General features: G+C 70.7%; 29 protein-coding genes. 21 read left to right on the top strand and 8 right to left on the bottom strand.

Annotated features, from left to right (window positions below):
• The first annotated feature begins 3 nt into the window (after positions 1–3).
• Genes ABZ370_RS32435 through ccsB form a run of 3 tightly spaced genes read left to right on the top strand, consistent with a single transcriptional unit; the run spans position 4 to position 3,620 of the window.
• Entirely contained in the window at positions 4–765 is a 762-nt protein-coding gene (locus tag ABZ370_RS32435; RefSeq protein ID WP_358628002.1) for a cytochrome c biogenesis protein CcdA, read from the top strand.
• A 3-nt stretch (positions 766–768) separates the two neighbouring features.
• Positions 769–2,529 carry a cytochrome c biogenesis protein ResB gene (locus ABZ370_RS32430; protein WP_358627999.1) on the top strand — a complete coding sequence of 587 codons (1,761 nt, stop codon included), beginning with the start codon at positions 769–771 and terminating at the stop codon, positions 2,527–2,529.
• Positions 2,526–3,620 (top strand): c-type cytochrome biogenesis protein CcsB, encoded by a 1,095-nt coding sequence (gene ccsB / locus ABZ370_RS32425; protein ID WP_358627996.1) that lies wholly within the window; start codon positions 2,526–2,528, stop codon positions 3,618–3,620. The genes ABZ370_RS32430 and ccsB overlap by 4 nt, the downstream gene beginning before the upstream one ends.
• Positions 3,621–3,657: 37 nt before the next feature.
• Here ccsB and ABZ370_RS32420 read toward each other — a convergent pair whose 3' ends face one another.
• Complete coding sequence (locus ABZ370_RS32420; protein ID WP_358628141.1) at positions 3,658–4,065, bottom strand: PLD nuclease N-terminal domain-containing protein; 408 nt, start codon at positions 4,063–4,065, stop codon at positions 3,658–3,660.
• Between the two features lie 88 nt (positions 4,066–4,153).
• Between ABZ370_RS32420 and ABZ370_RS32415 the strand changes: the two genes are divergently transcribed.
• The 3 genes from ABZ370_RS32415 to ABZ370_RS32405 all read left to right on the top strand — a co-directional run bounded on the left by ABZ370_RS32415 (position 4,154) and on the right by ABZ370_RS32405 (position 7,241).
• Positions 4,154–5,605 carry a menaquinone biosynthesis decarboxylase gene (locus ABZ370_RS32415; protein WP_358627993.1) on the top strand — a complete coding sequence of 484 codons (1,452 nt, stop codon included), beginning with the start codon at positions 4,154–4,156 and terminating at the stop codon, positions 5,603–5,605.
• Complete coding sequence (gene mqnP, locus ABZ370_RS32410; RefSeq protein ID WP_358627990.1) at positions 5,602–6,504, top strand: menaquinone biosynthesis prenyltransferase MqnP; 903 nt, start codon at positions 5,602–5,604, stop codon at positions 6,502–6,504. The genes ABZ370_RS32415 and mqnP overlap by 4 nt, the downstream gene beginning before the upstream one ends.
• Before the next feature lie 62 nt (positions 6,505–6,566).
• The gene (locus tag ABZ370_RS32405) at positions 6,567–7,241 is read left to right on the top strand and encodes a UbiX family flavin prenyltransferase (protein WP_358627988.1); all 675 of its coding nucleotides are present in this window, start codon (positions 6,567–6,569) and stop codon (positions 7,239–7,241) included.
• Positions 7,242–7,270: 29 nt separating this feature from the next.
• On the opposite strand, the gene ABZ370_RS32400 is transcribed toward ABZ370_RS32405, so the two are convergent.
• Positions 7,271–7,438 (bottom strand): hypothetical protein, encoded by a 168-nt coding sequence (locus tag ABZ370_RS32400; RefSeq protein ID WP_358627985.1) that lies wholly within the window; start codon positions 7,436–7,438, stop codon positions 7,271–7,273.
• A gap of 126 nt (positions 7,439–7,564) precedes the next feature.
• Between ABZ370_RS32400 and ABZ370_RS32395 the strand changes: the two genes are divergently transcribed.
• The 9 genes from ABZ370_RS32395 to ABZ370_RS32355 all read left to right on the top strand — a co-directional run bounded on the left by ABZ370_RS32395 (position 7,565) and on the right by ABZ370_RS32355 (position 14,768).
• Positions 7,565–8,026 (top strand): Lrp/AsnC family transcriptional regulator, encoded by a 462-nt coding sequence (locus tag ABZ370_RS32395; protein WP_358627982.1) that lies wholly within the window; start codon positions 7,565–7,567, stop codon positions 8,024–8,026.
• 63 nt (positions 8,027–8,089) lie between these two features.
• Entirely contained in the window at positions 8,090–9,271 is a 1,182-nt protein-coding gene (mqnE, locus tag ABZ370_RS32390) for an aminofutalosine synthase MqnE (RefSeq protein WP_358627979.1), read from the top strand.
• Between the two features lie 60 nt (positions 9,272–9,331).
• Positions 9,332–9,901, top strand: a complete 570-nt coding sequence (locus tag ABZ370_RS32385; RefSeq protein WP_358627976.1) for a GNAT family N-acetyltransferase — start codon at positions 9,332–9,334, stop codon at positions 9,899–9,901.
• 106 nt (positions 9,902–10,007) lie between these two features.
• Positions 10,008–10,298: a DUF4229 domain-containing protein gene (locus tag ABZ370_RS32380; protein WP_358628138.1), complete on the top strand. Its 291-nt coding sequence runs from the start codon at positions 10,008–10,010 to the stop codon at positions 10,296–10,298.
• Between the two features lie 349 nt (positions 10,299–10,647).
• Positions 10,648–11,982, top strand: coding sequence for a dicarboxylate/amino acid:cation symporter (locus tag ABZ370_RS32375; protein WP_358627974.1), 1,335 nt, complete (start codon positions 10,648–10,650; stop codon positions 11,980–11,982).
• A 217-nt stretch (positions 11,983–12,199) separates the two neighbouring features.
• Positions 12,200–12,781, top strand: a complete 582-nt coding sequence (locus ABZ370_RS32370; RefSeq protein WP_358627972.1) for a hypothetical protein — start codon at positions 12,200–12,202, stop codon at positions 12,779–12,781.
• 26 nt (positions 12,782–12,807) lie between these two features.
• Positions 12,808–13,233, top strand: a complete 426-nt coding sequence (locus ABZ370_RS32365; RefSeq protein ID WP_358627969.1) for a hypothetical protein — start codon at positions 12,808–12,810, stop codon at positions 13,231–13,233.
• 23 nt (positions 13,234–13,256) lie between these two features.
• A complete protein-coding gene (locus tag ABZ370_RS32360) occupies positions 13,257–13,694 on the top strand; it encodes a hypothetical protein (RefSeq protein WP_358627967.1) in 438 nt (145 codons plus the stop codon).
• Positions 13,695–13,718: 24 nt separating this feature from the next.
• Positions 13,719–14,768, top strand: coding sequence for an ATP-binding protein (locus tag ABZ370_RS32355; protein ID WP_358627964.1), 1,050 nt, complete (start codon positions 13,719–13,721; stop codon positions 14,766–14,768).
• On the opposite strand, the gene ABZ370_RS32350 is transcribed toward ABZ370_RS32355, so the two are convergent.
• Positions 14,733–15,752: an alpha/beta hydrolase family protein gene (locus tag ABZ370_RS32350; RefSeq protein WP_358627961.1), complete on the bottom strand. Its 1,020-nt coding sequence runs from the start codon at positions 15,750–15,752 to the stop codon at positions 14,733–14,735. The genes ABZ370_RS32355 and ABZ370_RS32350 overlap by 36 nt on opposite strands.
• A 242-nt stretch (positions 15,753–15,994) precedes the next feature.
• On the opposite strand from ABZ370_RS32350, the gene ABZ370_RS32345 reads away from it, so the two are divergent.
• The gene (locus ABZ370_RS32345; protein ID WP_358628135.1) at positions 15,995–16,588 is read left to right on the top strand and encodes a TetR/AcrR family transcriptional regulator; all 594 of its coding nucleotides are present in this window, start codon (positions 15,995–15,997) and stop codon (positions 16,586–16,588) included.
• 59 nt (positions 16,589–16,647) lie between these two features.
• Here the strand turns inward: ABZ370_RS32345 and ABZ370_RS32340 are convergent, their stop codons facing one another.
• The 5 genes from ABZ370_RS32340 to ABZ370_RS32320 all read right to left on the bottom strand — a co-directional run bounded on the left by ABZ370_RS32340 (position 16,648) and on the right by ABZ370_RS32320 (position 20,694).
• On the bottom strand, positions 16,648–17,247 hold the full coding sequence (locus tag ABZ370_RS32340) for a hypothetical protein (protein WP_358627958.1): 600 nt from the start codon (positions 17,245–17,247) through the stop codon (positions 16,648–16,650).
• Positions 17,244–17,744 (bottom strand): hypothetical protein, encoded by a 501-nt coding sequence (locus ABZ370_RS32335; RefSeq protein ID WP_358627955.1) that lies wholly within the window; start codon positions 17,742–17,744, stop codon positions 17,244–17,246. The genes ABZ370_RS32340 and ABZ370_RS32335 overlap by 4 nt, the downstream gene beginning before the upstream one ends.
• Before the next feature lie 189 nt (positions 17,745–17,933).
• Positions 17,934–19,109 (bottom strand): lipase family protein, encoded by a 1,176-nt coding sequence (locus tag ABZ370_RS32330; protein WP_358627952.1) that lies wholly within the window; start codon positions 19,107–19,109, stop codon positions 17,934–17,936.
• Positions 19,110–19,217: 108 nt separating this feature from the next.
• Complete coding sequence (locus tag ABZ370_RS32325) at positions 19,218–20,303, bottom strand: AraC family transcriptional regulator (protein WP_358627949.1); 1,086 nt, start codon at positions 20,301–20,303, stop codon at positions 19,218–19,220.
• 187 nt (positions 20,304–20,490) lie between these two features.
• Entirely contained in the window at positions 20,491–20,694 is a 204-nt protein-coding gene (locus tag ABZ370_RS32320) for a cold-shock protein (RefSeq protein WP_014178671.1), read from the bottom strand.
• A gap of 361 nt (positions 20,695–21,055) precedes the next feature.
• Between ABZ370_RS32320 and ABZ370_RS32315 the strand changes: the two genes are divergently transcribed.
• The 5 genes from ABZ370_RS32315 (at position 21,056) to ABZ370_RS32295 (ending at position 26,248) form a co-directional block, all read left to right on the top strand.
• Positions 21,056–21,928 carry a menaquinone biosynthesis protein gene (locus ABZ370_RS32315; RefSeq protein WP_358628132.1) on the top strand — a complete coding sequence of 291 codons (873 nt, stop codon included), beginning with the start codon at positions 21,056–21,058 and terminating at the stop codon, positions 21,926–21,928.
• 67 nt (positions 21,929–21,995) lie between these two features.
• Complete coding sequence (locus tag ABZ370_RS32310; RefSeq protein WP_358627945.1) at positions 21,996–23,756, top strand: serine/threonine-protein kinase; 1,761 nt, start codon at positions 21,996–21,998, stop codon at positions 23,754–23,756.
• Positions 23,757–23,813: 57 nt separating this feature from the next.
• A complete protein-coding gene (gene mqnC / locus ABZ370_RS32305; protein WP_358627942.1) occupies positions 23,814–25,013 on the top strand; it encodes a cyclic dehypoxanthinyl futalosine synthase in 1,200 nt (399 codons plus the stop codon).
• Positions 25,013–25,465, top strand: coding sequence for a hypothetical protein (locus tag ABZ370_RS32300; RefSeq protein ID WP_358627939.1), 453 nt, complete (start codon positions 25,013–25,015; stop codon positions 25,463–25,465). Before mqnC ends, ABZ370_RS32300 begins: the two co-directional genes overlap by 1 nt.
• A 90-nt stretch (positions 25,466–25,555) precedes the next feature.
• Positions 25,556–26,248, top strand: a complete 693-nt coding sequence (locus tag ABZ370_RS32295; RefSeq protein WP_358627936.1) for a demethylmenaquinone methyltransferase — start codon at positions 25,556–25,558, stop codon at positions 26,246–26,248.
• Positions 26,249–26,261 lie beyond the last annotated feature (13 nt).

Genomic DNA, 26,261 nt, shown 5'->3' with positions numbered 1-26,261 from the left:
CTTGTGACTACGCTCGCCGCCGCAGGCGCGAACGAGACCGTGATGACCGGGGCGCTGCTGCTCGCGCTGCCGATCGCCGTTCTCGGCGGACTGGTCTCCTTCTTCTCCCCCTGTGTGCTGCCCCTGGTACCGGGCTACATGTCCTACGTCACCGGGATCACCGGTACGGATCTGGCGGAGGCCAGACGCGGCCGGATGGTCGCGGGCGCCTCGCTCTTCGTGCTCGGCTTCACCGCCGTCTTCGTCTCCGGCGGCGCGCTGTTCGGCCACTTCGGCTGGACGCTCCAGGAGCACAAGGAGACCATCTCCAAGATCCTCGGGGCCGTCACGATCCTGATGGGCCTGGCCTTCATGGGGCTGCTCAAGGGCTTCGGACAGCGGGAGTTCCGCTTCCACATCTCGCCCACGATGGGGCTGGCGGGCGCGCCGGTGCTGGGTGCCCTGTTCGGCGTCGGCTGGACGCCGTGCCTGGGGCCCACCCTCACCGCCGTGCAGGCGCTGGCGTTCAATGAGGGGAGCGCGGGTCGCGGCGCTCTGCTCACCGTCGCGTACTGCGTCGGGCTCGGGCTGCCGTTCGTCGCCGTCGCGGTGGCCTACCGGCGCGCGCTGGGCGCCTTCGCCTGGGTCAAACAGCACTACGTGTGGGTGATGCGGACCGGTGGCGGTCTGCTCATCGCCCTGGGGGTGCTGCTGCTCACAGGTGTCTGGGACAGCATCATGAGCGACACGCAGAGCTGGGCTCAGGGCTTCAACGTTGGGATCTGATCCATGTCCACCACCGATACCGACTCCGCGGCCGAGAAGGCGGCCGAGGCGGCCGACGAGACGGCTGACAAGGCGGCCGACAGCGGCAAGGCCGCCGAGGAGCGCGAGCTGGGCGCCGCGGGGTCGCAGCTGTCCACCGCGCCCGTCGAGGAGGTCAGCGTCCCCTCGCTGGGGCCGCTCGGCTGGGCCAGGTGGTTCTGGCGGCAGCTGACCTCGATGCGGGTCGCGCTGCTGCTGCTCTTCCTGCTCTCCCTGGGGTCGATCCCGGGCTCGCTGATCCCGCAGACCAGCATCGACCAGCTCAAGGTCCAGGACTTCAAGGACAAGCACCCGACCGTCACCCCGGTCTACGAGAAGCTTCAGCTCTTCCACGTCTACAGCTCGGTGTGGTTCTCGGCGATCTACATCCTGCTGTTCATCTCGCTCATCGGCTGCATCGTGCCGCGCACCTGGCAGTTCGTGGGCCAGCTGCGCGGCCGCCCGCCGGCCGCCCCGCGCAAGCTCACCCGGCTTCCCGCGTACACCACCTGGCGCAGCGACGCCGAGCCGGAGAAGGTGCTGGAGGCGGCGCAGCGGATCATGAAGCGGAGGCGCTTCCGCAGCCAGCTCACGGGGGGCGCGGTCGCCGCCGAGAAGGGCTACCTGCGTGAGGTCGGCAATCTGCTGTTCCACGCCTCGCTGATCGTGCTGCTGGTCTCCTTCGCCGCGGGCCAGCTGTGGAAGACCGAGGGCAGCAGCCTGATCACCGAGGGCGGCGGCTTCTCCAACAGCCTGACCCAGTACGACGACATCAAGACGGGGCAGCTGTTCAAGAGCGACGACCTGGCGCCCTTCAGCTTCCAGCTGGACCGCTTCCACGCGACCTACGAGCGCAGCGGCCCCCAGATGCGCACGCCGCGCACCTTCCGCGCCGATGTCACCTACTGGGACGGGGCGGACGGGCCCGCCCGGAAGACCTCGATCAAGGTCAACGAGCCGCTGGAGATCCAGAATTACAAGGTCTTCCTGCTGAACCACGGCTACTCGCCGGTCGTCACGGTCCGGGACGGCAAGGGCGATGTGGTGCACCAGGGGCCGGTGGTCGGGCTGCCGATCGACGGGGCCAACCTCACCGAGAGCATGGTGATCAAGCTCGGTGACTACCGCGACAAGAACGGCAAGCGTGACCAGGTCGCGTACCAGGGGCAGTTCCTGCCGACCTGGGTGCGCAGCAAGGGCATGTTCTCCCAGTTCCCGGCGCTGGACAATCCGGCGCTGGTACTGACGGCCTACCACGGCAGCCTCGGCATCGACGGCGGTACCCCGCAGAGCGTGTACCAGCTCGACAAGTCGCGGATGAAGCAGTACCGGGAGCCGGACGGGAAGACCAAGTTCGCCCGGGCGCTCGCGCCGGGCGACACCATGAAGCTGCCGAACGGCGAGGGCTCGCTGACCTTCGACGGCATCAAGAGCTGGGCCAGCTTCCAGGTCTCGCACAAGCCGGGTGACCAGACCGCCCTGCTGGGCGCCGTGGGGGCCCTGGTGGGCCTGGTCGGCTCGCTGTTCATCCAGCGCCGCCGGGTCTGGGTCCGGGCGGCACGGGGCGCCGACGGCGCGACCGTCGTCGAGATGGCCGGACTCGGCCGCAGCGAATACGCCAAGCTCCCCGAGGAGCTGGCCGAACTGGCCGTCCGGCTGCAGACGGACGCGCCCCCCGCGGCAGAACCGGAAGACGGTCCGGAACCCGCAGACCCCGCAGATCCCGCAGAAGGAGCGCGCGCGTGAACCTCGCGGCCGCAGTCAACGAGAATCTCGCCCACTACAGCAATGTGCTGATCTACACGGCGATGGCGGTCTACACCCTCGCCTTCCTCGCCCATATCGCCGAGTGGGTCTTCGGCAGCCGCAGCGCCGTGGGCCGCACCGCCGCCGCGATCACCACCGAGACCGCGGCCGCCAACCGCGCCTCGGCCACGGTGCGGACGGCTGAGAAGGGCGGCGGCACCGCCGTCCTGGAGCGGCCGAAGGTCATCACCCGGGCCGCCGCGGGCAGCCGCGACGTCCCGGACGGGCCGGGCGCGTCGGGCGGCACCGAGCAGGGCGATGTCTACGGCCGGATCGCGGTGGGCCTCACCGTGCTGGCGTTCCTCACTCATGCCGGTGGTGTCCTCACCCGCGCGCTGTCCGTGGAGCGGGCGCCCTGGGGCAACATGTACGAGTTCTCCACGACCTTCGGCATGGTCGCGGTCGCCACATACCTCGTGCTGCTCGCGCTGAAGAAGAACGTCCGCTGGATCGGTCTGCCCCTGGTCACCACGGTCCTCCTCGACCTCGGACTCGCTGTCTCTGTCTTGTACACCGACAGCGACCAATTGGTTCCGGCGCTGCACTCGTACTGGCTGTGGATTCACGTCAGCTGCGCGATCATCTCCGGCGCCGCGCTGTACATGGGGGCCGTCTCCACGCTGCTCTACCTCTTCCGCGACCGCTACGAGGCGCAGCTGGAGAACCCGGAGAGCAAGCAGTTCCGGCAGGGCGTCAAGTCCGTGCTGGCGCGGGTGCCGTCGGCGGCGTCGCTGGACAAGTTCGCGTACCGCATCAACGCCACGGTCTTCCCGCTGTGGACCTTCACGATCATCGCGGGCGCGATCTGGGCCGAGGCGGCCTGGGGCCGCTACTGGGGCTGGGACCCCAAGGAGGTCTGGTCCTTCATCACCTGGGTCGCCTACGCCTGCTACCTGCACGCCCGGGCCACCGCCGGGTGGAAGGGGCGCAAGGCCGCCTACCTCGCGCTGATCGCCTTCGCCTGCTACCTGTTCAACTACTACGGCGTGAACATCTTCATCACCGGCAAGCACTCCTACGCCGGAGTCTGATCCGGTACACCACGCCGCTCACGCCGCCCGCGCTCCGTCAGGACGCGGGCGGCGTGTTGTCGTCCGGGCCGTCGCCGCCCCTGCGGCGCAGCTCCTCCTCGCGGCGGCGCAGATCCGCCTCCCAGTCCTTCAGCTGCTCCTCGTCGCGCTCCTTCGGCGGCTGCTCGCCGCCGTCCGCGTCCTCCTTCGGGCGCTCGCCCAGGGACTTCAGGAACTCCGGGTTGTCGTCCGGGGCGACCCATTCGCGCCGGACCTCGGCCGCCGGGACCCGCTTGCGGCCCACCAGCAGCCAGGAGATCGAGCCCACCACCGGGAACAGCAGGACGAGGATCGCCCACAGCGGCTTGGGGATATAGCGGACGTCCCGCTCTTCGGTGGTGATGCAGTCGATGAACGCGTAGATGCTGAGTGCCAGCGGCACCAGGATCATCAGCACCCGGAGCATGAGGCGATCCCCCTGCGTGTGGTGTTCGGGCCGGTCGTACGGGCCCCAGTTACGGGACCAGGGTAGTGCGTACCGGATACTGGGACGCATGGCTTATGACGATCTTCGTTCCTTTCTGCGGGCGCTCGACAGGGAAGGCGACCTCAAGCGCGTCAAGGCCGAAGTCGATCCGTATCTGGAGATCGGCGAGATCGTCGACCGCGTCAACAAGGCCGGCGGTCCCGCGCTGCTCTTCGAGAACGTCAAGGGCGCGGCGATGCCGCTGGCCATGAACGTCTTCGGCACGGACCGCAGGCTCCTCAAGGCCCTGGGGCTGCGCTCGTACGACGAGATCAGCGAGAAGATCGGCGGACTGGTCAAGCCCGAGCTGCCGCAGGGCTTCGGCGGGATGCGCGAGGCGTTCGGGAAGCTCGGTTCGATGGCGCACGTACCGCCGAAGAAGGTGAAAGAGGCGCCGGTCCAGGAGGTGGTGCTGACCGGGGACGACGTCGATCTCGACGCGCTCCCGGCGCTGTTCACCTGGCCCGAGGACGGCGGCTCGTTCTTCAACCTCGGTCTCACCCACACCAAGCACCCCGAGACCGGGGTGCGCAACCTCGGCCTCTACCGCCTCCAGCGCCACGACCGCCGCACCATCGGCATGCACTGGCAGATCCACAAGGACAGCCGCAACCACTACCAAGTCGCGGCCCGGCGCGGCGAGAAGCTGCCGGTCGCGATCGCCTTCGGCGCGCCGCCCGCCGTGACGTACGCGTCGACCGCACCGCTCCCCGGTGACATCGACGAGTACCTGTTCGCGGGGTTCGTCCAGGGCCGCCGGATCGAGATGGTCGACTGCAAGACCGTGCCGCTCCAGGTCCCGGCCGCCGCCGAGGTCGTCATCGAGGGCTGGCTGGAGCCCGGGGAGATGCTGCCGGAGGGGCCGTTCGGCGACCACACCGGCTTCTACACGCCCCAGGAGCCGTTCCCGGCGCTGACCATCGACTGTGTGACGATGCGGTCCCGCCCGCTGCTCCAGTCGATCGTGGTGGGCCGTCCGCCGACCGAGGACGGGCCGCTGGGGCGGGCGACCGAGCGGTTCTTCCTCCCGCTCCTCAAGATCATCATCCCGGACATCGTGGACTACCACCTCCCCGAGTCGGGCGGCTTCCACAACTGTGCGATCGTCTCGATCGACAAGAAGTACCCCAAGCACGCGCAGAAGGTCATGCACGCCATCTGGGGTGCCCACATGATGTCGCTGACCAAGCTGATCGTCGTGGTCGACGCCGACTGTGACGTACACGATCTGCACGAGGTGTCCTGGCGCGCGTTGGGGAACACCGACTACGCCCGCGATCTGACCGTGGCCGAAGGCCCCGTCGACCATCTCGACCACGCCTCGTATCAGCAGTTCTGGGGCGGCAAGGCGGGCATCGACGCCACCGCGAAGTGGCCCGAGGAGGGCTACACCCGCGACGGCGGCTGGCCGCATATGGTCGAGTCCGATCCGGAGACATCCGACCGGGTGACGCGACGCTGGAAGGAGTACGGGCTGTGACCTCTGCCGCTGCCGCCGTGCCGCAGCCCGGTCGCACCAAGGCTTTCCTGCGCCTGGTGATGATCGAGCACTCCGTCTTCGCGCTGCCCTTCGCGTACACCGCCGCGCTGACCGCGATGCTGCTGTGGGACGGGCGCGTCCACTGGGCGCGGCTGCTGCTGATCACGGTCGCCATGGTGGGCCTGCGCACCTTCGCGATGGCCGCCAACCGGATCATCGACCGCGAGATCGACGCGCGGAACCCCCGGACCGCCTCCCGCGAGCTGGTCACCGGCGCGGTCTCGGTGCGCACCGCCTGGACGGGGGCGCTGGTCGCGCTCGTCGTCTTCCTGGGCGCCGCCGCACTGCTGGGCCCGCTGTGCCTGGCGCTCGCACCCGTCGCGGTCGTGCCGATGGTGGTCTATCCGTACGGCAAGCGGTTCACCGACTTCCCGCACGCCATCCTGGGCCTGGCCCAGGCCATGGGCCCGATCGGGGCCTGGATCGGGGTCACCGGGGAGTGGTCGTGGGACGCGGTGATCCTGGGGCTGGCGATCGGCATCTGGATCGGCGGGTTCGACCTGATCTACGCCTGCCAGGACGTGGCCGCCGACCGGGCGCACGGGGTGCGGTCCGTACCGGCGCGTTTCGGCATCGCGGGGGCGCTCCACGGGGCGCGCGCCTGCCATGTGATCACCACACTGCTGCTGGTCTGGTACGCGCTGGCCACCGGCGCCGGGGCCTTCTTCTGGCTGGGGCTGGTGATCGTCGCGGCGGCGTTCGCGTACGAGCACACGATCGTGCGCCCGGACGATCTCTCCCGCCTGAACCGCGCCTTCTTCACGGTGAACGGCTTCATCGGAATCGCCCTGTTCTGCTGCGCTCTGCTCGACCTGGTGGTGCGGGGCCTCGGCCTGTGAGACCCGCCGGATAGGCTCGGTGTGTGGAGCCGCCGTACGGGCCGAACAGGCCGCACGATGAAGTGAGCAGACGCCGGCCCTGGGTGGTCGGTGTGTCCGGCGCGTCCGGGACGCCGTACGCCGCGTCGGTGCTGCGCGCGCTGCTGCACGCGGGGGAGGCCGTGGACCTGGTGATCAGTCGCGCCTCGCGGCTGACGCTGCTGGACGAAACGGGGATCGGATTCCGGGACGCGCACTGGCGGGAGGATCTGCGCCGCTGGCTGGCGCGCGGCGCGGACGGTACGCCGGACGCCTTCGACGTGCCCGTGGACTCGGCGGACGTGTCCCACTGGTCGGCCGGGGATCTGGCCGCCGGGCCGTCCTCGGGCAGCTACGACGTCAAGGGGATGCTGATCGTCCCCGCGAGCACCGCGTGTGTGGCCGGGGTCGCACTGGGGCTGTCGAAGGATCTGCTGCAGAGGGCCGCGAGCGTGACGCTCAAGGAGCGGCGCAGGCTCGTGGTGGCGGTGCGGGAGACCCCGCTGAGCGGGCAGACCCTGCGGCATCTGGTGTCGCTGGACGAGGCGGGCGCCGTGGTGCTGCCCGCCTCACCGGCGTTCTACGCGGGCGCGACGCACATCCAGGATCTGGTGGACTTCGTCGCGGGGCGGGTGCTGGACGCGGCGGGGGTGCCGCACAAGCTGTACCGCCGGTGGGAGGGGGAACTCGGTGGAGACCGGGGACCGGAGACCGGGTAGGGGGTGCCCCGGGCCGGGGTCCGGCGCGTCTAGCGCGTCCAGCGCTTCCTGGCACGGGCGGCGTGGGCCGCGACGACGGCCGCGCGGCGGGCCGTGCGGGACACCGGGCGGTCGGGGTGGCGGACCACGGCACGCGAGCGGCCGGCCAGTTCCCGCAGCTCCAGCATGCGGGCTTCAAGACCTTCGATCGTGTACACGGTGAGTTCTCATCTCCTGAGGTAACAGGGCGAACGCCTCAATGATTTACAGGACTTGTGGTCCTGGTGCCTTAGATTGTACATGTAAAGTCGCTCTAACCCTGAATAATGGAAGGCGCACGGCATATGGACGCGGTGGACAGGCAGCTCATCCAGGCCCTGCGGGAGAACGGCAGGGCCTCGTACGCGGAGCTGGGCAGACTCGTCGGCCTGTCCGGGCCGAGCGTCACGGACCGGATCAACCGCCTGGAGACGGCCGGGGTGATCACCGGCTATCGCGCGACCGTGGACGCGGCCTCCCTCGGCCTCGGCGTCACCGCCCTGATCGGCCTCCAGCTCTCCGACGCCGCCGACCACGAGGACGTGGCGCAGCGGCTGCGGGCCCTCGCCGAGATCGAGGACTGCTGGTTCATCGCGGGCGACGACTCGTACATGCTCAAGGTGCGCACCTCGAACGTGGACGGCCTGGAGCGCACCGTCCGCAGGCTGTCCGGCACCAAGGGCGTCGCCCGGACGCGTAGCACGATCGTGCTGTCCACCAAGTGGGAGAACCGGGTCGGCGAACTTCCCGAGGACGTCGAGGCGTAGTCTCGGCGAAGGCCGACACCGGCACGACGACGTAGGGCCAGACGCATGGGAGGCGGCCGTCGCATGAGCGCAGCGACACACGACGCGGGTTTCAAGCGGGAGTTGGAGCAGAAGGTTCTCGCGGGGGAGCGGCTCACCCGTGAGGACGGCATCGCCCTGTACGAGTCCGACGACCTGGCCTGGCTGGGCGGGCTCGCCCATGAGGTCCGCACGCGCAAGAACGGCGACGTCGTCCACTTCAACGTCAACCGTCACCTCAACATGACGAACGTGTGCACCGCGTCCTGCGCCTACTGCTCCTTCCAGCGCAAGCCGGGGGAGAAGGACGCGTACACGATGCGCATCGAGGAGGCCGTCCGCCTCGCCAAGGCGATGGAGAACGACAAGCTCACCGAGCTGCACATCGTCAACGGGCTGCACCCCACCCTCCCCTGGCGCTACTACCCGCGGTCGCTGAAGGCGCTCAAGGAGGCGCTGCCCGCCGAGGTGTCGCTGAAGGCCTTCACCGCCACCGAGATCCACCACTTCGAGAAGATCTCCGGAATGTCCGCGTCCGAGATCCTGGACGAGCTGATCGACGCCGGTCTGGAGTCGCTGACCGGCGGCGGCGCGGAGATCTTCGACTGGGACATCCGGCAGCACATCGTCGACCACGACACCCACTGGGAGGACTGGTCGCGCATCCACCGGCTGGCGCACGAGAAGGGCCTCAAGACCCCGTGCACCATGCTGTACGGGCACATCGAGGAGCCCCGGCACCGGGTGGACCACGTGCTGCGGCTGCGTGAGCTGCAGGACGAGACCGGCGGTTTCCAGGTCTTCATCCCGCTGCGCTACCAGCACGACTTCGTGGACATGAAGGACGGCAAGATCCGCAACCGGCTCCAGGCGCGCACCTCCATGGCGACCGGCGCGGAGGCGCTGAAGACCTTCGCGGTCTCCCGGCTGCTGTTCGACAACGTCCCGCACGTCAAGGTCTTCTGGGTGATGCACGGGGTGCAGACCGCGCAGCTCGCCCTCAACCACGGCGCGGACGACATGGACGGCTCGGTCGTCGAGTACAAGATCACGCACGACGCGGACAACTACGGCACGCCGAACAAGCTGACCCGTGACGACCTGCTGGACCTGATCCGGGACGCGGGCTTCCGCCCGGTGGAGCGCAACACCCGGTACGAGACCCTCCGCGAGTACGAGGGTCCGGACCCGGCCCGGCGCGAGTCGCCCCAGCCGATGCGGGTGTGACCGCCCGCGTCGCCGGGCCGGGGGCCAGGTTCGGACAGGTGCTCGGTTATCGTCGTCCGCATGCCGCTGACGTTCGACCTGGACCCCGAGACCACGCCTGAGCTGCTCGACTCGATCCGCACGCTCTGGGCCGACGTCTCGAACGCGGGCGGCGCGGTCGGCTTCGTGCCGCCGGTGACCACGGAGGACGTACGTCCCGAGCTGATCAAGCACCTCGCCGCGATGGCCGAGGGGCGCACCCGGCTCCTCGTCGGCCGGGACGAGGCCGGGCAGGTCGCCGCGACGGCCTTCTTCACCTTGAACGCCCACCGGCTGATGCGGCACTGGTGCTGGCTCTACAGCGTGATGGTGCACCCCTCCCACCAGGGCAAGGGGTACGGCCGCGAGCTGATGGCCGCCGCGGAGAAGGCCGCGCGGGGGATGGACGGCATCCACGGGATACGGCTCACCTGCCGGGGCGGTACCGGGGTGGACCGGTTCTACGCGGGGTGCGGCTACCAGGAGGTCGGCCGGGTGCCGGGGGCGATCAAGGTCGCGGACGACGACTTCCGCGACGACATCACCATGTGGCTGCCGCTGAACCCACTGCCGCTGAACCGACTGCCACTGAACCCACTGCCGCTGAATTGATCAGAAACCGGACGTGATTCACTGGGAGGACAGGCACTTCCAGCAGAACGTCCAGGAGAACCTCCAGGAGAAAGGGGACCCCGTGGTGTCCCTCAAGCCGAGCGCCATGTTCCGCTACACCAGCATGCGCCTGGGCATCTTCGCCGGGTGCTTCCTGGTCATGTGGGGTCTGGTCTACTTCCGCGTGGTTCCGGCGGGCCTCGGCGCCTCCAACCTGTTCTGGGTCGTGCTGCTCGCGCTGATCGTCTCCGCCCCGCTCAGCTTCGTCCTGCTGCGCAAGCAGCGCGAGGCGATGGCCGTGCAGGTCGCTGAGCGCGTCGACCGGGCCAAGGAGCGGCTGGCCGCGAGCCAGAGCCAGGAGGACGGCGCGCAGAAGGCCGCGCAGGACGGCGTGTAAGCCTCCTCACACCCCACACACGTTTCCGACGCCCCCTGGGCCAGCGACCGCTGGCCCAGGGGGCGTTGAGCTGTTTCCGGCCACCCCGGACCGTCCGGAACGGGTCCGAAAGGTCAAAGATTTTCTTTGGGTTCCCCAAAGACACGGTGTTAATGTACTTGTCATGAAGACAGCAGCCGCGCCCCGTATCGCAGCGAGCGTTCCGCTCGTGGCGCGCCTGCACATCGATCTTTGCCGCTGTCGGTCCGCGGCCTGTCAACGCCGCTGACCTCTCTCGTACAGCGGCCGGAGATCCCGTACGGACTCCTGGCTTTCTCTCGCCCTCTTAACCTCCCCCGGAGTGTGTCCGTTGTCGTCCCGCCCCGAGACGTCCGACAGGACGTCGTCCTTCCGCCTGCCCAAGGTGCCGTTCTGGGCGCAGATCCTGCTGGGTCTCGTCCTCGGCGTGGTGCTCGGCTGGGTCGCCCGCAGCGGCGACGTCGGCTGGCTGGTCACCACGCTGGACAAGATCGGCTCGACCTTCGTCCAGCTGCTGAAGCTCGCCGTCGCCCCGCTGGTCTTCTTCGCGATCCTGATATCGATCACGAACCTGCGGAACGTCAGCAACGCCGCCCGGCTGGCCACCCGCACGCTGCTGTGGTTCATGGCCACCTCGCTGATCGCGGTCGCCATCGGCCTGGCGATCGGCCTGCTCACCAACCCGGGCGCGGGCACCGGCCTGACCGCCAAGGACGGCGCCAAGCCCGACCACGCCGGGTCCTGGCTGGACTTCCTCACCGGCATCGTGCCGACGGACGTCATCACGCCGTTCACCGAACTGCAGGTGCTGCAGATCGTCTTCCTGGCCGCCGTCGCGGGCGTCGCCGCCCTGCAGCTCGGCGAGCGGGCGCAGCCGATCCTCACCCTGAGCCAGTCGGTGCTGGAGCTGCTGCAGAAGGCCCTGTGGTGGGTCATCCGGCTGGCCCCGCTGGGTACCGTGGGGCTCATCGGCTCCGCCATCGCCGAGTACGGCTGGAACCTCATCGGCAAGTACGCGACCTTCACCGCCGACGTCTACATCGGCTGCGCGCTGGTGATGTTCGGCGTCTACCCGCTGCTGCTGGCGACCGTCGCCAAGGTCAACCCGCTGAGCTTCTTCAAGGGCGCCTGGCCCGCGATCCAGCTGGCCTTCGTCTCCCGCTCCTCGGTCGGCACCATGCCGGTCACCCAGCGGGTCACCGAACGCCTGGGCGTGCCCAAGGAGTACGCGTCCTTCGCGGTGCCCTTCGGCTCGACCACCAAGATGGACGGCTGCGCCTCCATCTACCCGGCGCTCGCCGCCATCTTCATCGCCGAGATCTTCGGCGTGCACCTCGGCATCGGTGACTACCTGCTGATCGCCTTCGTCTCGGTCATCGGCTCCGCCGCCACGGCCGGCCTCACTGGCGCGACCGTCATGCTCACCCTGACCCTCTCCACCCTCGGCCTCCCGCTGGAGGGCGTCGGCCTGCTGATGGCCATCGACCCGGTCCTGGACATGATGCGGACGGCCACGAACGTCGCCGGACAGGCCCTGGTGCCGGTTCTGGTCTCGGCCCGCGAGAAGATCCTCGACCACGACGCCTACGCCCACGCCACGTCGTCGCCCCTGGACGACCGCGAGAAGGCCGAAGAGCAGCCGGAGCGTCAGCTGGCCACCGTGTAACCCCGGAAGCCCCTGCCCCGCGCCAAGCCCTGTGCCCCCGAGCCTCCCCGAGGCCGGGGGCACTGTGCTGTCCGGGTGGCGGGCTGTGGCCTCAGGGGAGATTGTTTCGATCAGGGGGTGCTGTATTCCTGTCAGTTTCTTTCACGGTATGTGTTATCCAGTGTTACGGCGCTAATATGTGATTCGTGTACATGCGGTCATACGGGGGAGAACACGCATGCCTGACACCACAGCGGGGAAATCGCTGCGCTCCGCGCGCGACTTGATCGAAAAGGCGCTCCGGGAGATGGCGGACAAGGCCGTCCTGCCGAAACCGGGTGCCGAGCGGGGCGTTGTCGGCAAAATCGCGCTCCGTCACATCCTGAAGATGATCGATGTCGTGATCGCGGCTCTGGAGGCCCCGCCGGAATCCGACTCGATCGTCGTGTACGGCATCCTCGCCGAGGAGTGCGAGCCCGTTCTGGGGCTGCCGCCGAGTGACGTCTTCAGTGCGCTGGTCGAGATGTGCGGCGAGCCGTACGGGTCGTCCATCCGGCCGGAACTGCCCCGGGCGAAGCCGTCGGTGATCGATACGCTCCGCCGGGAGATCGTCGCGGTGACCGTCGAATACCGGGCCCGGCCCGGGGAGACGGGGGTGCGGATCATCGAAATGCTCTACGGGGCCGATCGGCAGAAGGTGCGCCGCAAGCGCATCAAGCAGGAGATCGACTGGGGCGACATACCCGAGGACGTGCGCGGGCGGATCATTCGCGACGGCGACGAGGGCGTCACCTTGAGCCTTCCGCTGGGGAGGGCTTGATGGCTTTCTTCATTCCTCTGATCATCATGGCCATCGGTCTCGCCATGTGGAACCGCATCATGGTCTGGGCCCGGGATCAGCTTTTCCCCTGGGTGGCCGAGCACGTTCCCTGGATGTCCGACACGGTGAAGCTGGCCTTCACGGAACTGGACAAGTACGCCACCGCGATCCGCCGGAATGTGAAGACGGCTTGGCAGCAGCTGCGGACCTATCTTCTCGAACAGGTCATCGAGTTCGAGAAGGGGCTGACCCCGAACACCTATGTCCGTCGCATGACCGCACTGATGAAGAACCATCTGCGAAGTGACGCGCCGGTCAAGCGGATCGTGGTCGAGGAGGACGTCGCCTGGGACGACCTTCCCGAGAAATACCGTCAGTCGCTGGTGGCGGGCGACGGGGGAAAATACCGCATGGACGTGACCAGGATGCGCGACCAGGAACTCGAAGAATGATCCGCAGAGGAAGAAACGGGCACATGTCGCTGTGGTGGTGGACGGGCGTCGGTGTAGTGGTGGTGGCGGCCCTGGTCGCGTCGCGGCGATGGCCGCGGCCCGCCGGGCGTGGGCGGGGCGGCCGTCTCACCGCCGTCGTCCTGGCGGCCTTGGCCGAGGACTGGGCGGCGCGCATGGACTCGCGCCCCGACGACATCCGGGTCGCCGTTCTCGGCTCCGGACCAGCCGGACTGCGCGACCGGCTGGTATCGGAAGTGCGGGAGGTGGAGGTCGTGTTCATCCGGCCCGCGACCGGGCGGTCGGACGCGCACACCGTCGTCCGCTGCGTCTACGGGAACCCCGAAAGCGCCCTGGTGACCGAGACCGTCACCGGCTGGGACGACATTCCCGACGATGTCCGCGCGGAGTTCATCCGCCAGGAAATCGACGAGGTCAGCCGTCGCTGGACCATGGCCGGCTGACATCCACTGATACGGGGGCAGTGAATGGACGAGGGACGTAACACGGTGCCGCGGCGCTGGACGTTCGCCGATTCCGGCGGCGAGACGGTCCGATCGGCTACGACGACGGCGACCGCGCCCGCTCGGCGCACCGAACGTGCCGGGGAATCACCCGAGACGGTCGACTTCCGGGTGGAGCGGCCCGCCCGGACCTTCGGTGATCTCGTCCTGGCGGACGTGGTGCGCCGACGCGTCGACACCGCGCTGAACGTGGTCGCGCACCGGGACGTGCTGTTCAAGGAATGGAATCTGGCCGCGATTTCCCCGCACCGCGGCGGCGCGGTGGTGAGCCTGTACGGCCCGCCCGGTACGGGGAAGTCCGCGTGTGCGGAGGCGATCGCCCACCGTCTCGGCCGCCCGTATCTGCGGGTCGGCTATGCCCAGATCGAATCCCGTTACGTCGGTGAGACGCCGAAGAACATCGTGCGGTGTTTCGCCGAGGCCCGACGGCACGATGCCGTGCTCGTCTTCGACGAGGCGGATTCCATTCTCGGCCGCCGGCTGAGCCGGGTCACCCAGAGCGCCGACCACAGCGTCAATGTCTCCCGCTCGGTGATGCTCACCGAACTGGACCATTTCGACGGCGTCGTGGTCTTCACGACCAACTTCCCGGAAAACTATGACGTGGCCTTCGTCCGCCGGATTCTGGCGCATATCCGGCTGGAACTCCCCGACCTCGCCGCGCGGCGCGATCTGTGGACGAAACTCCTCCCGAAGGAACTGCCGCTGCACCCCGAGGTCACCGCCGACACCCTGGCGGCCGAATCCGAGGGCATGGCCGGTGGCGACCTCGTCAACGTCATCATGGCCGCCGCCGCGGCGGCCGTGGCCCGCAGCGGAGAGAGGCGGGTGGTCGAACTCGCCGATCTCCGCGACGAACTGGCCGCCGCGGCCCGGGCGCGGCGCGAGGTCGGGAAACCGCCCGCGTCGCCGCGCCTGGTGGCCTGGGAGGACGTGCCCCCGTCCGGCTCAGGGACGTCCGGCTCGGGGGCGGGCGGCTCAGGGACGGGCGAGGGCGGTGGTCAGGAGGGGTAGCGCACGGTCCAGTTCGCGCTCCCAATACGGCCAGGTGTGGGTGCCGGGGCCGTAGAGGCGGGCGGTGAGGGCCAGGCCGTGGGCCCGGGCGCGGCGTACGTAGTCCTGGGCCATCAGCCCGAGGCCCTGTTCGGTGGGGTCGACGGGACGGCCCGCGGGATCGAGCGGCCCGGGGGTGCCGTCGCCGCAGGAGACGTACACCGGGTAGCCGCGGGGGAGCCGGGTGAGCTGGGTGTACGGGTCGTGGGCCGCCCACAGCGCGGACTGGGCCGTGGGGTCGCCCCACAGCGCGGTGGGGTCGGCTCCGTACTGCTTCACGATGCCCTGGACGCCGCCCGGGTTCCGCAGGGGGTGGACGACGCCGCTGAACGAGGCGGCCGCGCGGAAGAGGCGGGGGTGGCGGGCCGCGTAGGACAGGGCGCCGAAGCCGCCCATCGACAGGCCCGCGATCGCCCGGCGGCCGTTGCCGCGCAGCGCGCGCTCCAGCAGCGGGCGCAGCTCGGCGAGGTGGAAGGTCTCCCAGGCGGGCGGGCCGTAGGCGCCGCCGTTCCACCAGTTCGAGTAGAAGCCGGAGGGGCCGCCCTCCGGGGACACCACCAGGGCGGGGACGGACGCGGTCAGCCCCTCGACGTCGGTGTTGAGGGTCCACGCCTCCCAGCCCGGGCCGGGGTCGCAGCAGCCGTGCAGGAGGTAGAGAACCGGCCAGCGGTGGTGCGGCCGGCGGTCGTAGCCACGGGGCAGCAGGACCCGGGCGTGGCCGTCGCGGCCGAGGGCGGGGGAGTTGATCGTCAGGTCGAGGACGCGTTCGCCGACGCGGTCGGCGGCGGTGATGCGGGCCTGGTCGGTGGCGGTGCCGGGGGCGTGACCGGCGGCGGTGTCGTGGGTCCGGTCGGCGGGCCGGGAGCGGGCCTCGGCCGGGGTGGGGAGCAGGGGCGCGGCGGCCAGTGCGGCGAGCGCGGCGGCTGCGCGGCGGCGGGAGGGCATCGTCCGTATCTCCTTCGCTCGGTGCGTGCGGAGCTGAACGGGGCGTTGCGCGTGCGCTGTTGACACTGTGAAGGGACGAGCGGGCCGTGACAAGAGTGGGTGCCGACCAGGTGATCTTCGTTCCGGTCCCCCGTACGCTGGTGGGCGTCAGAGGTGTGCGGGGGCACTGTCGTAAGGGGGCGGTCCGCGTGGGCGGGGTGACCAGGAGCAAGCGCGTACCGCGGGTGGTGCGGGAGCAGCAGATGCTGGACGCGGCCGTGCGGGCCTTCGCCCGGAGCGGCTACCAGCACGCCTCGATGGACGACATCGCCGAGCTGGCCGGGGTCTCCAAACCGCTGGTCTATCTGTACCTCAACTCGAAGGAAGACCTGTTCGCGGCGTGTGTTCGGCGGGAGGCGGCGTCGCTGGTGGCCGCGGTGCGGGGTGCGGTCGAGCGGGGCGCGCCGCCGGACCGTCAGCTGTGGAGCGGGCTGAGCGGCTTCTTCGCGCACACCGCGTGCCACCCCGACGGATGGGCGCTGCTGCACGTCCAGGCGCGGACGCACGGCCACCCTTACGCGCACGAAGTGGCGGCGATGCGGACGGAGATCGTGGCGTTCGTGACCCAGCTGATCGCGGCGGCGGCGCGGAAGGGCGCACGGGAGCGGCGGCTGGCGGCCGCCGAGGTGTCCGGGCTTGCCCACGCCCTGGTCGGGGCGGCCGAGTCGCTGGCGGACTGGGCGGGCGGCGGGGCGGAGCCGGACGGCCTCCCGGCCCAGGAGGCGGCGGCCACCCTCATGAACTTCGCCTGGGCGGGGCTCGGGAACCTGCTGCGCGGAGAGGGCTGGAGGCCCTAGTTTTCACCGGTCGCCGGTCGCCGGTCGCCGGTCGCCGGTCGCCGGTCGCCGGTCGCCGGTCAGCCGATCCGCGCCCGGGCGTACAGCGCCGCCGGGTCCGCCGCGCGGGAGACCGCCGAGGGGTGGGCGTCCCGCTGGGACACCGGATGTCCGACGCCCTCCCGCCAGGCCGCGGACGGGTTCGTTCCGCTGTCCGAGCCCGCCTTGTCCGGGGCCAGGTCGAGCGGCACGAAGTTGGACGGGGCGGTGTGCCAGCCGTCCGGGGCGACCCGGGTGGCCAGGAGGTACGTCCGCCCGGTCAGCAACGCCGGGGCCTCGCCCACCACGACCCGTCGCCGCCGCAGTGGATCGTCGCCGCCCTCCTGGGCGACCCGTACGTCCCCGGACACCTCGCCCTTCAGGGTGGACTGGACCTCGACCCGGTACGTCGTCCACAGCAGCCGCTCGCCGTCGGTGCGCCGCACCCCCTCGCGGGCGGTGACCTTGCCGACGAAGACGTCATCGGCCCAGCCCGCGGCCAGCCCGGGCGTGTCCAGCCGGACCGCGTAGGTGGGGTGGAGCCGCGTACTGCGGTACGGGACCTCGAACCAGGCCAGCGCGCTGGCGCCCACCGCCGCCAGGGCCGTGACCAGCGCGATCGTCCCGGTACGGAGGCTCATGAGCCCCACACGGCCCGGTACGCGGAGATGTCGGCGGCCGTGGGGGCGAAGGCGGTGCGGGTGTCGTTGCAGTACATGACCGCGCCGCGGGCGGAGCGGTGGCCCAGCCGGAGGGCGTGGCCCAGCTCGTGGGTGACGATGCCGCGCTTCACGTCGGCCGGGTACGCGCCGAGGAAGTGGTCGTTGAGGACGATGTCGTCGGAGCCCAGCTCATGGGACTCCCACAGCCCCGACCAGCCGATGTCGGCGCGGTCGACGTCGGTCGCGTCGACGTCCGCGTAGGCCGAGCCGGTGTGCGGCTTGATGTCGACCTTGCCCAGGGCGTTCCAGCTCTCCCGGGCCCGCGCCCACTCGGCGGTGTACTTGGTGTGCAGGGCGTACGTCAGCTCCGAACCGTCCACCGATCCGGTCGTGTTCGGGTCGTCCGGGCAGTCGGCGGCGACGGCCGATGACGCGGGCAGCCCCGCGCACAGCCCGGCGGTCAGGGACGCGCTCACCGCGATGCGTATACACCGCCGGGCGAAACGGGCGCCATTACATCGACCCACGTCCGCAAACCCCTCGTTCGTGTGAGGCCCGAGAGCTTCAACGTACGAGGGGTCGCGGGGCGCCGCATGTGCACAGGGCCTCCTGGGGGAACCGGAGGCCGTCGTCGGGCCGGCGCCTATCGGTGGCTCAAGCGGGGCTCAGGTGCCGCAGTTGCCGTCCGCCGGTTTGTCGTCGAGCCGTGCGCCGAGCCAGTCCATGGCCGCTGGGACTCCGGTGAACGCGGTCGTCACATGGTCGCCCGGATAGCTCTTCCACTCCACCCGCGCGCCCTTCTCGCACCACCGGGTGCGCAGGTCAGCGCCGACCTGGTACGGAATCAGCTCGTCCGCCGTGCCCTGATAGAGGTAGACCGGATGGTCAGGGGCGCGGTCGCCCAGATAGGAGGCGCGCAGCGCGATCTGCCAGAGCGGCGAGGCGAGCGGGTCCCGGACGGTCACATCGGACAGCTTCTGGAAGAGCCCGGCGATGGTGCTGATCGATGCGCAGTTGTTCCGCATGAAGGCGACATCGTCCTTGCCCTGCTGGTTGAGGTAGGAGTCGAGCGCCAGTTCGGGGAAGGCCGCGTCTTGTCCGGCGAGGGCCATCAGGGCGAGCCCGGCGCCCACGCCGCCGTCGTTGTAGTCGAGGGTGGCGGGCAGATCGGCGGGCACGCCCCCGGCGACGGTGCCCTTCACCCGCAGCTCGGGTGCGTAGGAGGAGCTCAGCTGGGCGGCCCAGCCGGCCGCCTGGCCGCCCTGCGAGTACCCCATGATCCCGACCGGGCCGTCCGGCGAGAGGCCCGCCTCGGGGAGCCGCTGCGCTGCGCGCGCCATGTCCAGCAGGGCGTGCCCCTCGGACCGGCCGACCGTGTAGGTGTGATCGCCGGGGGTGCCCAGGCCCTCGTAGTCGCTGACGGCGACGGCCCAGCCGCGGCGCAGCGCGAGGTCGATCAGCCCGCCCTCGGAGCTGGTGCCCTGCGGGAAGCGGCCGGAGGCCGCGCAGCTGTCGGCGAGGCCGACGGCGCCCATGCCCCAGGTGACGAGCGGGCGGGGGCCGGTCTTGCCGTCGTCGGGGACGATGACGGTGCCGGAGACGGTGTTCGCGGTGGACCGGGCGGTGGTCGAGCGGTAGGTGACGTGCCAGGAGCGGGTGGTGACGGGCGCGCCGGGCAGGGCGCGGAACGAGGTCGGGGACTTGGTGACGATGTCACCCGGCCTGTCCTGGGTGGAGGCGGTCCGGGCGGTGTCGGTCGTGGCCATGGCCGGTGCGGTCGGCAGCGCGGCCGACAGGGCCAGCGCGGTGAGGGTGGCGAGCACGGTGGTGCGGGTGCGCATACGGCTCTCCCAACGGTGCGATTGTGCTGCGGTGCTGTGAGGGGGACCGTAGAGACGTGTGGTTTGTCTGTTGCTGACCGGAGCGCTCAGATTCGCTGACCTTATGTCTCATCCGGTCGTGTGGCCGTACGCCAGCCGGTACGCGCCCGGCGTCATCCCCGTCCAGCGCCGGAACGCCCGGTGGAACGCGGTGCCTTCGGAGAAGCCCAGCCGCACCGCCAGCTCCTCGATCGGCTCCCCGGTCTCCCGCAGGCTGCCGATCGCCGCGTCCCGCCGCACCTGGTCCTTGAGCTGCTGGAAGGAGGTGCCCTCCTCGTCCAGCCGCCGGCGCAGCGTCGCGGGGCTGACCGCGAGCCGGGCCGCGACCTCCCGCAGCTCCGGCAGCCGCCCGGCGGCGGCCGGGCGCGCGCGGTGGCGGCCGACCGGTCCGCCGCCGGTCCGCAGACCCCCGGCGAGCACCTGGCGCACCTGCTGGGCGACGGTCGTGCGGTACTCGGGGCGGCCGAGCAGCCCGTCGGGCGCGCGGCGCAGCAGCGCCTGGAGGGACGCCTCGTCCTGGATCACCGGTGCGGACAGCCAGCGGGGGTCGAACCCGGCGGCCGTACGGTCCCCGCCGAAGTACGCGGCACAGTCGAACAGTTGCTCGTATTCGTCCGCGTGTGGGGGCGCGGGGTGGGCGAACTGGGTCCACAGCAGCGGAATCCGGCGCCCGATCAGCCAGCCCGCGAGCCGGTGCCAGACGAGCATCACCCATTCGGCGACGATCTGGCTCTCGTGGCGGGTGCGTATCCGCCCGTGGATGCCGAACACCGCCTCGTCGCCCTCGCCGCGCTCCAGTTCCAGGTTGGGCCCGCCGGGGAAGAGCCGGTAGAAGCGCGCGCCGCGCTCCAGGGCGGTGCCGAGGTCCGGGCAGCCGAGCGAGGCGTAGCACATCATGGCGAACGTGCCGGGCCGGCTGCGCGCGGAGCCGAGCCCCAGGAACTCGTCCCCGGTGGCCCGGTGCAGGGCGCGCACCAGCCGGGCGAACTGCTCGGGGGAGAAGCGCGCGCGGTCGTCGCCGAGCAGCAGCGGCGGTATCCGGGCCCGCTGGAGCAGCGGTGCGGTGTCGACGCCGAGCCGCTGCGCGCCGTGCACCGCGGCGCGTACGTGGTGCACCGTGACCGTCCGCCGCCCCCGCCCCTTGGTCCGCCCCATGGTCAAGACGTTAGCCCGACCGGGTGCGGGGTGTCGACGATGCGTCGCGATCACCTTACGCAGCGTAAGGCTTGGGGTTTCGCTTTTGAATGAAATTGAATGGCCCGTGAATAGGAAAGGCCGGAAAAGGCAGGAGCCCTGCTCCCCCGCCGAAGCGGGGGAGCAGGGCTCCTTGGGTACTGCTGGCTCAGGCCGCGCTGACGTTCTCAGCCTGCGGACCCTTCGGGCCCTGCGTGACGTCGAAGGTCACGGCCTGGTTCTCCTCCAGGGAGCGGAAGCCAGACGCGTTGATCGCGGAGTAGTGAACGAAGACATCGGGGCCGCCGCCGTCTTGGGCGATGAAGCCGAAGCCCTTCTCGGCGTTGAACCACTTGACGGTTCCGGTAGCCATAAAGCCCTCCTTGGGCCAAAGGGTTGCCCTGCTCCAGAACCTACAAGAAGTCTGAAAACTACAAAAGCCTGCGGTTACATGCTCCGCAGGCTCTGTACTGCAAGGGAAACCAAACTGCAACTTGCGTTGAGCTTAGCACGCTCCGTGTCCACGAGGAAAGAGCCGAAGATCACGAATGCGGAGGGTTTCCGGACCCCGGAGGAGGGATAGGTACGCAGGTCGAGCGTGTGGTTCCGCGAGATATCGGGCCCGCCGCGTCCACCCCGCCGCCGCTTCGCGCGAAGAGCGGCGCTAGCCTCCGGTTGTGGACAATTCACCGAGTTCCCCCTCGCGGAGTACACCGGAGGCCGCCGAAAGCGTCATCCCCACAGCCCTGGGGCGTCGGGACAGGCCGAGGGTCGGTCACATCCAGTACCTCAATTGCATGCCGCTGTATTGGGGTCTCGCCCGGACCGGCTCGCTCCTGGACTTCGAGCTGACCAAGGCGTCCCCCGACACGCTCAACGATCTGCTCGTCGACGGCGACCTCGACATCGGCCCGATCAGCCTCGTCGAGTATCTGCGCAACGCCGACGACCTGGTGGCGCTGCCCGACATCGCGGTGGGCTGCGACGGGCCCGTCATGTCGTGCGTGATCGTCTCGAAGGTGCCGCTGGAGCAGCTCGACAAGGCGCGCGTCGCACTCGGCTCCGCCTCGCGCACCTCCGTACGCCTGGCTCAGCTGCTGCTCGCCGAGCGGTACGGGATCGAGCCCGACTACTACACCTGCCCGCCCGACCTCAGCCTGATGATGCAGGAGGCCGACGCGGGGGTGCTGATCGGCGACGCCGCGCTGCGCGCCAACCTCCACCACGCCCCGAAGCTCGGCCTCCAGGTCCATGACCTGGGGCAGATGTGGAAGGAGTGGACCGGACTCCCCTTCGTCTTCGCGGTCTTCGCCGCCCGGCGTGAGTACCTGGAGCGCGAGCCGGAGATCGTGCGCGAGGCGCACCGGGCGTTCCTGGAGTCCCGGAACCTGTCCCTGGAGGAGGCCGGGAAGGTCGCCGAGCACGCCACGCGCTGGGAGGACCTGGAGGCGGAGGTGCTGGAGCGTTACTTCACCACCCTCGACTTCTCCCTGGGCGCGAAGCAGCTGGCGGGCATCGCCGAGTTCGCCCGGCTGACCGGTCCGACGACCGGCTTCCCGGCGGACGTCCGGGTGGATCTGCTGGACACCCCCGCCACGACGGGTTAGCCGACCGGGCTGGGCTGCTGCTGTCATGCCCGCCTAAGCTGGTGCGGCGCAGTCGAGGGGGAGGCACATGCAGCCGCTGGAAGCGGAGGACCCGCAGGTCATCGGGGCGTACCGGCTGCTCGGACGGCTCGGTTCCGGCGGTATGGGCGTGGTGTACCTGGGCCGTAGCGCGGGCGGGCGCACAGTTGCGGTCAAGGTGGTGCACGCGCACTTCGCGCTCGACGAGGAGTTCCGCGCGCGCTTCCGGCGGGAGGTCGACGCCGCGCGCCGGGTCGGTGGTTCCTGGACCGCACCGGTCCTCGACGCCGACCCGGAGGCGCGCGTTCCGTGGGTGGCGACCGGGTATGTGGCGGGCCCCTCGCTCAGTCAGGCCATCAGCCACCAGGGCCCGCTGCCCGAGTCCTCGGTACGGGCCCTGGGCGCCGGGCTGGCGGAGGCGCTGGGCGCCGTCCACGGGCTGGGCCTGGTCCACCGCGACGTCAAACCGTCCAACGTGCTGCTCGCCCTCGACGGCCCGCGGCTGATCGACTTCGGTATCGCCCGGGCCACCGAGGGCACCGTCTCGCTGACCTCCACCGGCGCCTCCATCGGCTCGCCCGGTTATATGTCGCCCGAGCAGATCCTCGGCCACCCCGTGACCGGTCCGGCCGACATCTTCTCGCTGGGCGCCGTGCTGACGCACGCGGCCACCGGCGAGCAGCCCTTCCCGGGCGACAGCTCGGCCTCGCTGCTCTACAAGGTGGTCCACGAGGAGCCGCAGCTCGGCCCGGAGCTGACCGGTGACCTGCGCGACCTGGTCGCCGAGTGTCTGGCCAAGGACCCGGCGGACCGCCCGACCCCCGAGCAGATAGCGCGCCGCCTGGCCCCGTCGGACGGTGCCTCGGGGCTCGTACGGTCCGGCTGGCTGCCGGGGGCGCTGATCGAGCGGGTGAGCCGACAGGCGGTCGAACTGCTCGACCTGGAGGCGGAAGCGATCACTCCGTCGCCCGCGGCGAGCCTGCCCGCCGCCCTCCCGCCCGCCGCGACCGCCGCCCCGGCCACTTCCGGAACGCCCGCGTCCGGAACGCCTGTCCCGTCGACTCCCGCCCCGTCGGCCCCCGCGCTGGGCGCGTTCGGCCCGCCCCCGTCGTACGCGGACCAGCCGGGCCATGGGCCGGGCGACCCCGCGACCCCGCCTCCGGGACGGCCGCCGAAAAGCGACAGCGGCGGCGACAGCCGCAGCAGCGGCAGCAGCGCCGAGGGCAGCGGGCAGGGCGGCCGCGGCCTCGCGCTCTCCGCCGCCCTCGGCGGCAAGAAGCGCCCCAGGGCGCTGAGCTGCTCCCTGGTGCTGTCCGTCGCGGGCGCGCTCGCGGTCGCCACGACCGCCGTGGTCCTCGTCCAGAACATGTCCGGGGACTCGGGCGGCGATTCGGCGGCCGACGGCGGCGCCCAGACCGGCCCGGCCCGCCCGGGGGGATCGGCATCGCCCGGCGGATCGGATGTGCCCAAGGGGTTCCTCGGCACCTGGCAGGGTGACCTCACCTCCCAAAACGGCATCCCCGTCGGCACCATGACCATCACCTTCCAGCGCGGCTCCACCGGCCATCAGGTCGCGAGCGGCAGGGTGAAGCTGTCCGTGGTGCGCTGCGACTTCACCTGGAAGCTGGTCTCCGCCAAGCCGAAGGAGCTGCACCTCGACGCCCGGTTCCGCGGGGACGACTCCCAGGCGGGGTGCAGCGACAGCTCGACGGACGAGCAGTACACCCTCGCCTCCGACGGCACCCTGAAGTACAAGGCGAAGGACCGGCAGGCGGGCGATCCGACCGGTACCCTGCGCCGCCTGCGCTGACAAGCGGGGGCGTACGCTGGGTCGGTCCGCCCGTACACCTCCGAAAGGGACGCCCCGGTGACCGCACACGCCACGCTGCAGGCAGTCCTCGACCGCGCCGCCGCCGGGGGGCGCATCACCCCGGAGGAGGCGCTCGACCTCTACCGGTCAGCGCCGTTGCACGCCCTGGGCGCCGCCGCCGACGCCGTACGCCGCCGTCGCTACGCGGGCACCGAGCACATCGCGACGTACATCATCGAGCGGAACATCAACTACACCAACGTGTGTGTGACGGCGTGCCGTTTCTGCGCGTTCTACGCCGCGCCCAAGGACACCGCCAAGGGCTGGACCCGCGACCTCGACGACATCCTGCGGCGCTGCGCCGAGACCGTCGAACTGGGCGGCACCCAGATCATGTTCCAGGGCGGTCACCACCCGGACTACGGCGTCGAGTACTACGAGAAGCACTTCGCGGCCATCAAGGAGGCCTTTCCCCAGCTGGTGATCCACTCGCTGGGCGCCTCCGAGGTCGAGCACATGGCGCGCATCTCGGGCGTATCGGTGGAAGACGCGATCCGCCGCATCCACGCCGCGGGGCTGGACTCCTTCGCGGGCGCGGGCGCCGAGCTGCTGCCCGAGCGGCCGCGCAAGGCCATCGCCCCGCTGAAGGAGTCCGGCGAGCGGTGGCTGGAGATCATGGAGATCGCCCACGGCCTCGGGGTCGAGTCCACCTCCACGATGCTCATGGGCACCGGTGAGACCAACGCGGAGCGGATCGAGCACCTCCGCATGATCCGCGACGTACAGGACCGGACGGGCGGCTTCCGCGCCTTCATCCCGTACACCTACCAGCCCGAGAACAACCATCTGAAGGGGCAGACGCAGGCGACCGTCTTCGAGTACCTGCGGATGATCGCGATCGCCCGGCTCTTCCTCGACAACGTGGCCCACATCCAGGGCTCCTGGCTGACCGTCGGCAAGGAGGCCGGACAGCTGTCGCTGCACTACGGGGCGGACGATCTGGGCTCGGTGATGCTGGAGGAGAACGTGGTCTCCTCGGCCGGTGCGAAGCACCGCTCCAACCGGATGGAGCTGCTCCATCTGATCCGTACGGCCGGGCGGGTGCCCGCGCAGCGCGCGACCACGTACGAGCACCTGGTGGTGCACGACGACCCGGCGAACGACCCGGTCGACGACCACGTCGTCTCGCACCTGTCCTCGACGGCGATCGACGCCGGTACCGCCCACCCCGAGCTGAAGCTGATCGACGCCTCCTGATGCGCACGCTCCACGCGGCGCCGCTGGTCCGGTACGCCCTCGCCGACGGCGCCGCCGAGCTGCGCGACGGCGCGGTCCTGGTCGACGGCGGCCGCGTCGCGGCCATCGGCCCCCTGGACGAGCTGCGGGCCGCGCATCCGCGGGCGCGGGTGCGGCAGTGGCCCGGCACCCTCGGCCCCGCCCTCGTCCACGACGGGCCGGTACCGGACGCGCCGACGCCCCGGGAGCGCGTCCACGCCCTGCTGCGGCTGGGCGCGACGGCGGTCCTGGCCGAGCACGTCGCCGACCCCGCGCTGCGCGCCGCCGCCGAACGCAACGAGGTCGCCGTCCTCGACCGGCCGCGCCCGGCCGCCCTGGCCGAGGCCGGACGGGCCGATCTGGCGGTCTTCGGCGCGGACGGGGCCTGCCTGGCCACCGTGCTCGCCGGGCGCCTGGTGCACCGCCGCCGCTGAGCCCCGTACGGAGCGGCGCGCCGACCCCCGTACGGAGCGGCGCGCCGACCCCCGCACCGGGCGGCGCGGCGCGAGGTGAACAATGGGCGGGTGACCCGAGCATCCCTGGACAAGCAGCCGCACGAAGTCGCCGCGATGTTCGACGACGTGGCGGCCAACTACGACCTGACCAACGACGTGCTGTCGCTCGGCCAGGCCCGGCTGTGGCGCAAGGCGGTCGCCCGCGCCGTCGACGCCCGCCCCGGGGACTGGGTGCTCGACCTCGCCGCCGGTACGGGCACCTCCTCGCTGCCCTACGCGGAGGCCGGTGCGTATGTGGTGCCCTGCGACTTCTCGCTCGGCATGCTCCGCGAGGGCAAGCGCCGCCACCCGCGGCTGCCGCTGACGGCGGGCGACGCGACCCGGCTGCCCTTCGCGGACGGGGTCTTCGACGCGGTGACGATCTCCTTCGGGCTGCGCAACGTGCAGGACACCGAGGGTGCGCTGCGCGAAATGCTGCGGGTGACCCGGCCGGGCGGGCGGCTGGTCGTCTGCGAGTTCAGCCACCCCACCTGGGCCCCGTTCCGCACGGTCTACAGCGAGTACCTGATGCGTGCGCTGCCGCCGATCGCCACGGCGGTCAGCAGCAGCCCGGACGCGTACGTCTACCTGGCCGAGTCCATCCGTACCTGGCCCGACCAGCCCGCGCTGGCCGCCCGCCTGCGCGAGGTGGGCTGGACCCGCACGGCCTGGCGCAATCTGACCGGCGGCATCGTGGCCCTGCACCGCGCCACCCGCCCCTGACGTCTGACCTCTG

The sequence above is a fragment of the Streptomyces sp. NPDC005962 genome (genome assembly GCF_040629205.1).
Classification (GTDB): domain Bacteria; phylum Actinomycetota; class Actinomycetes; order Streptomycetales; family Streptomycetaceae; genus Streptomyces.
Note: the sequence above shows the minus strand (reverse complement) of the source record. Positions and strands in the feature narration are given on the sequence as shown.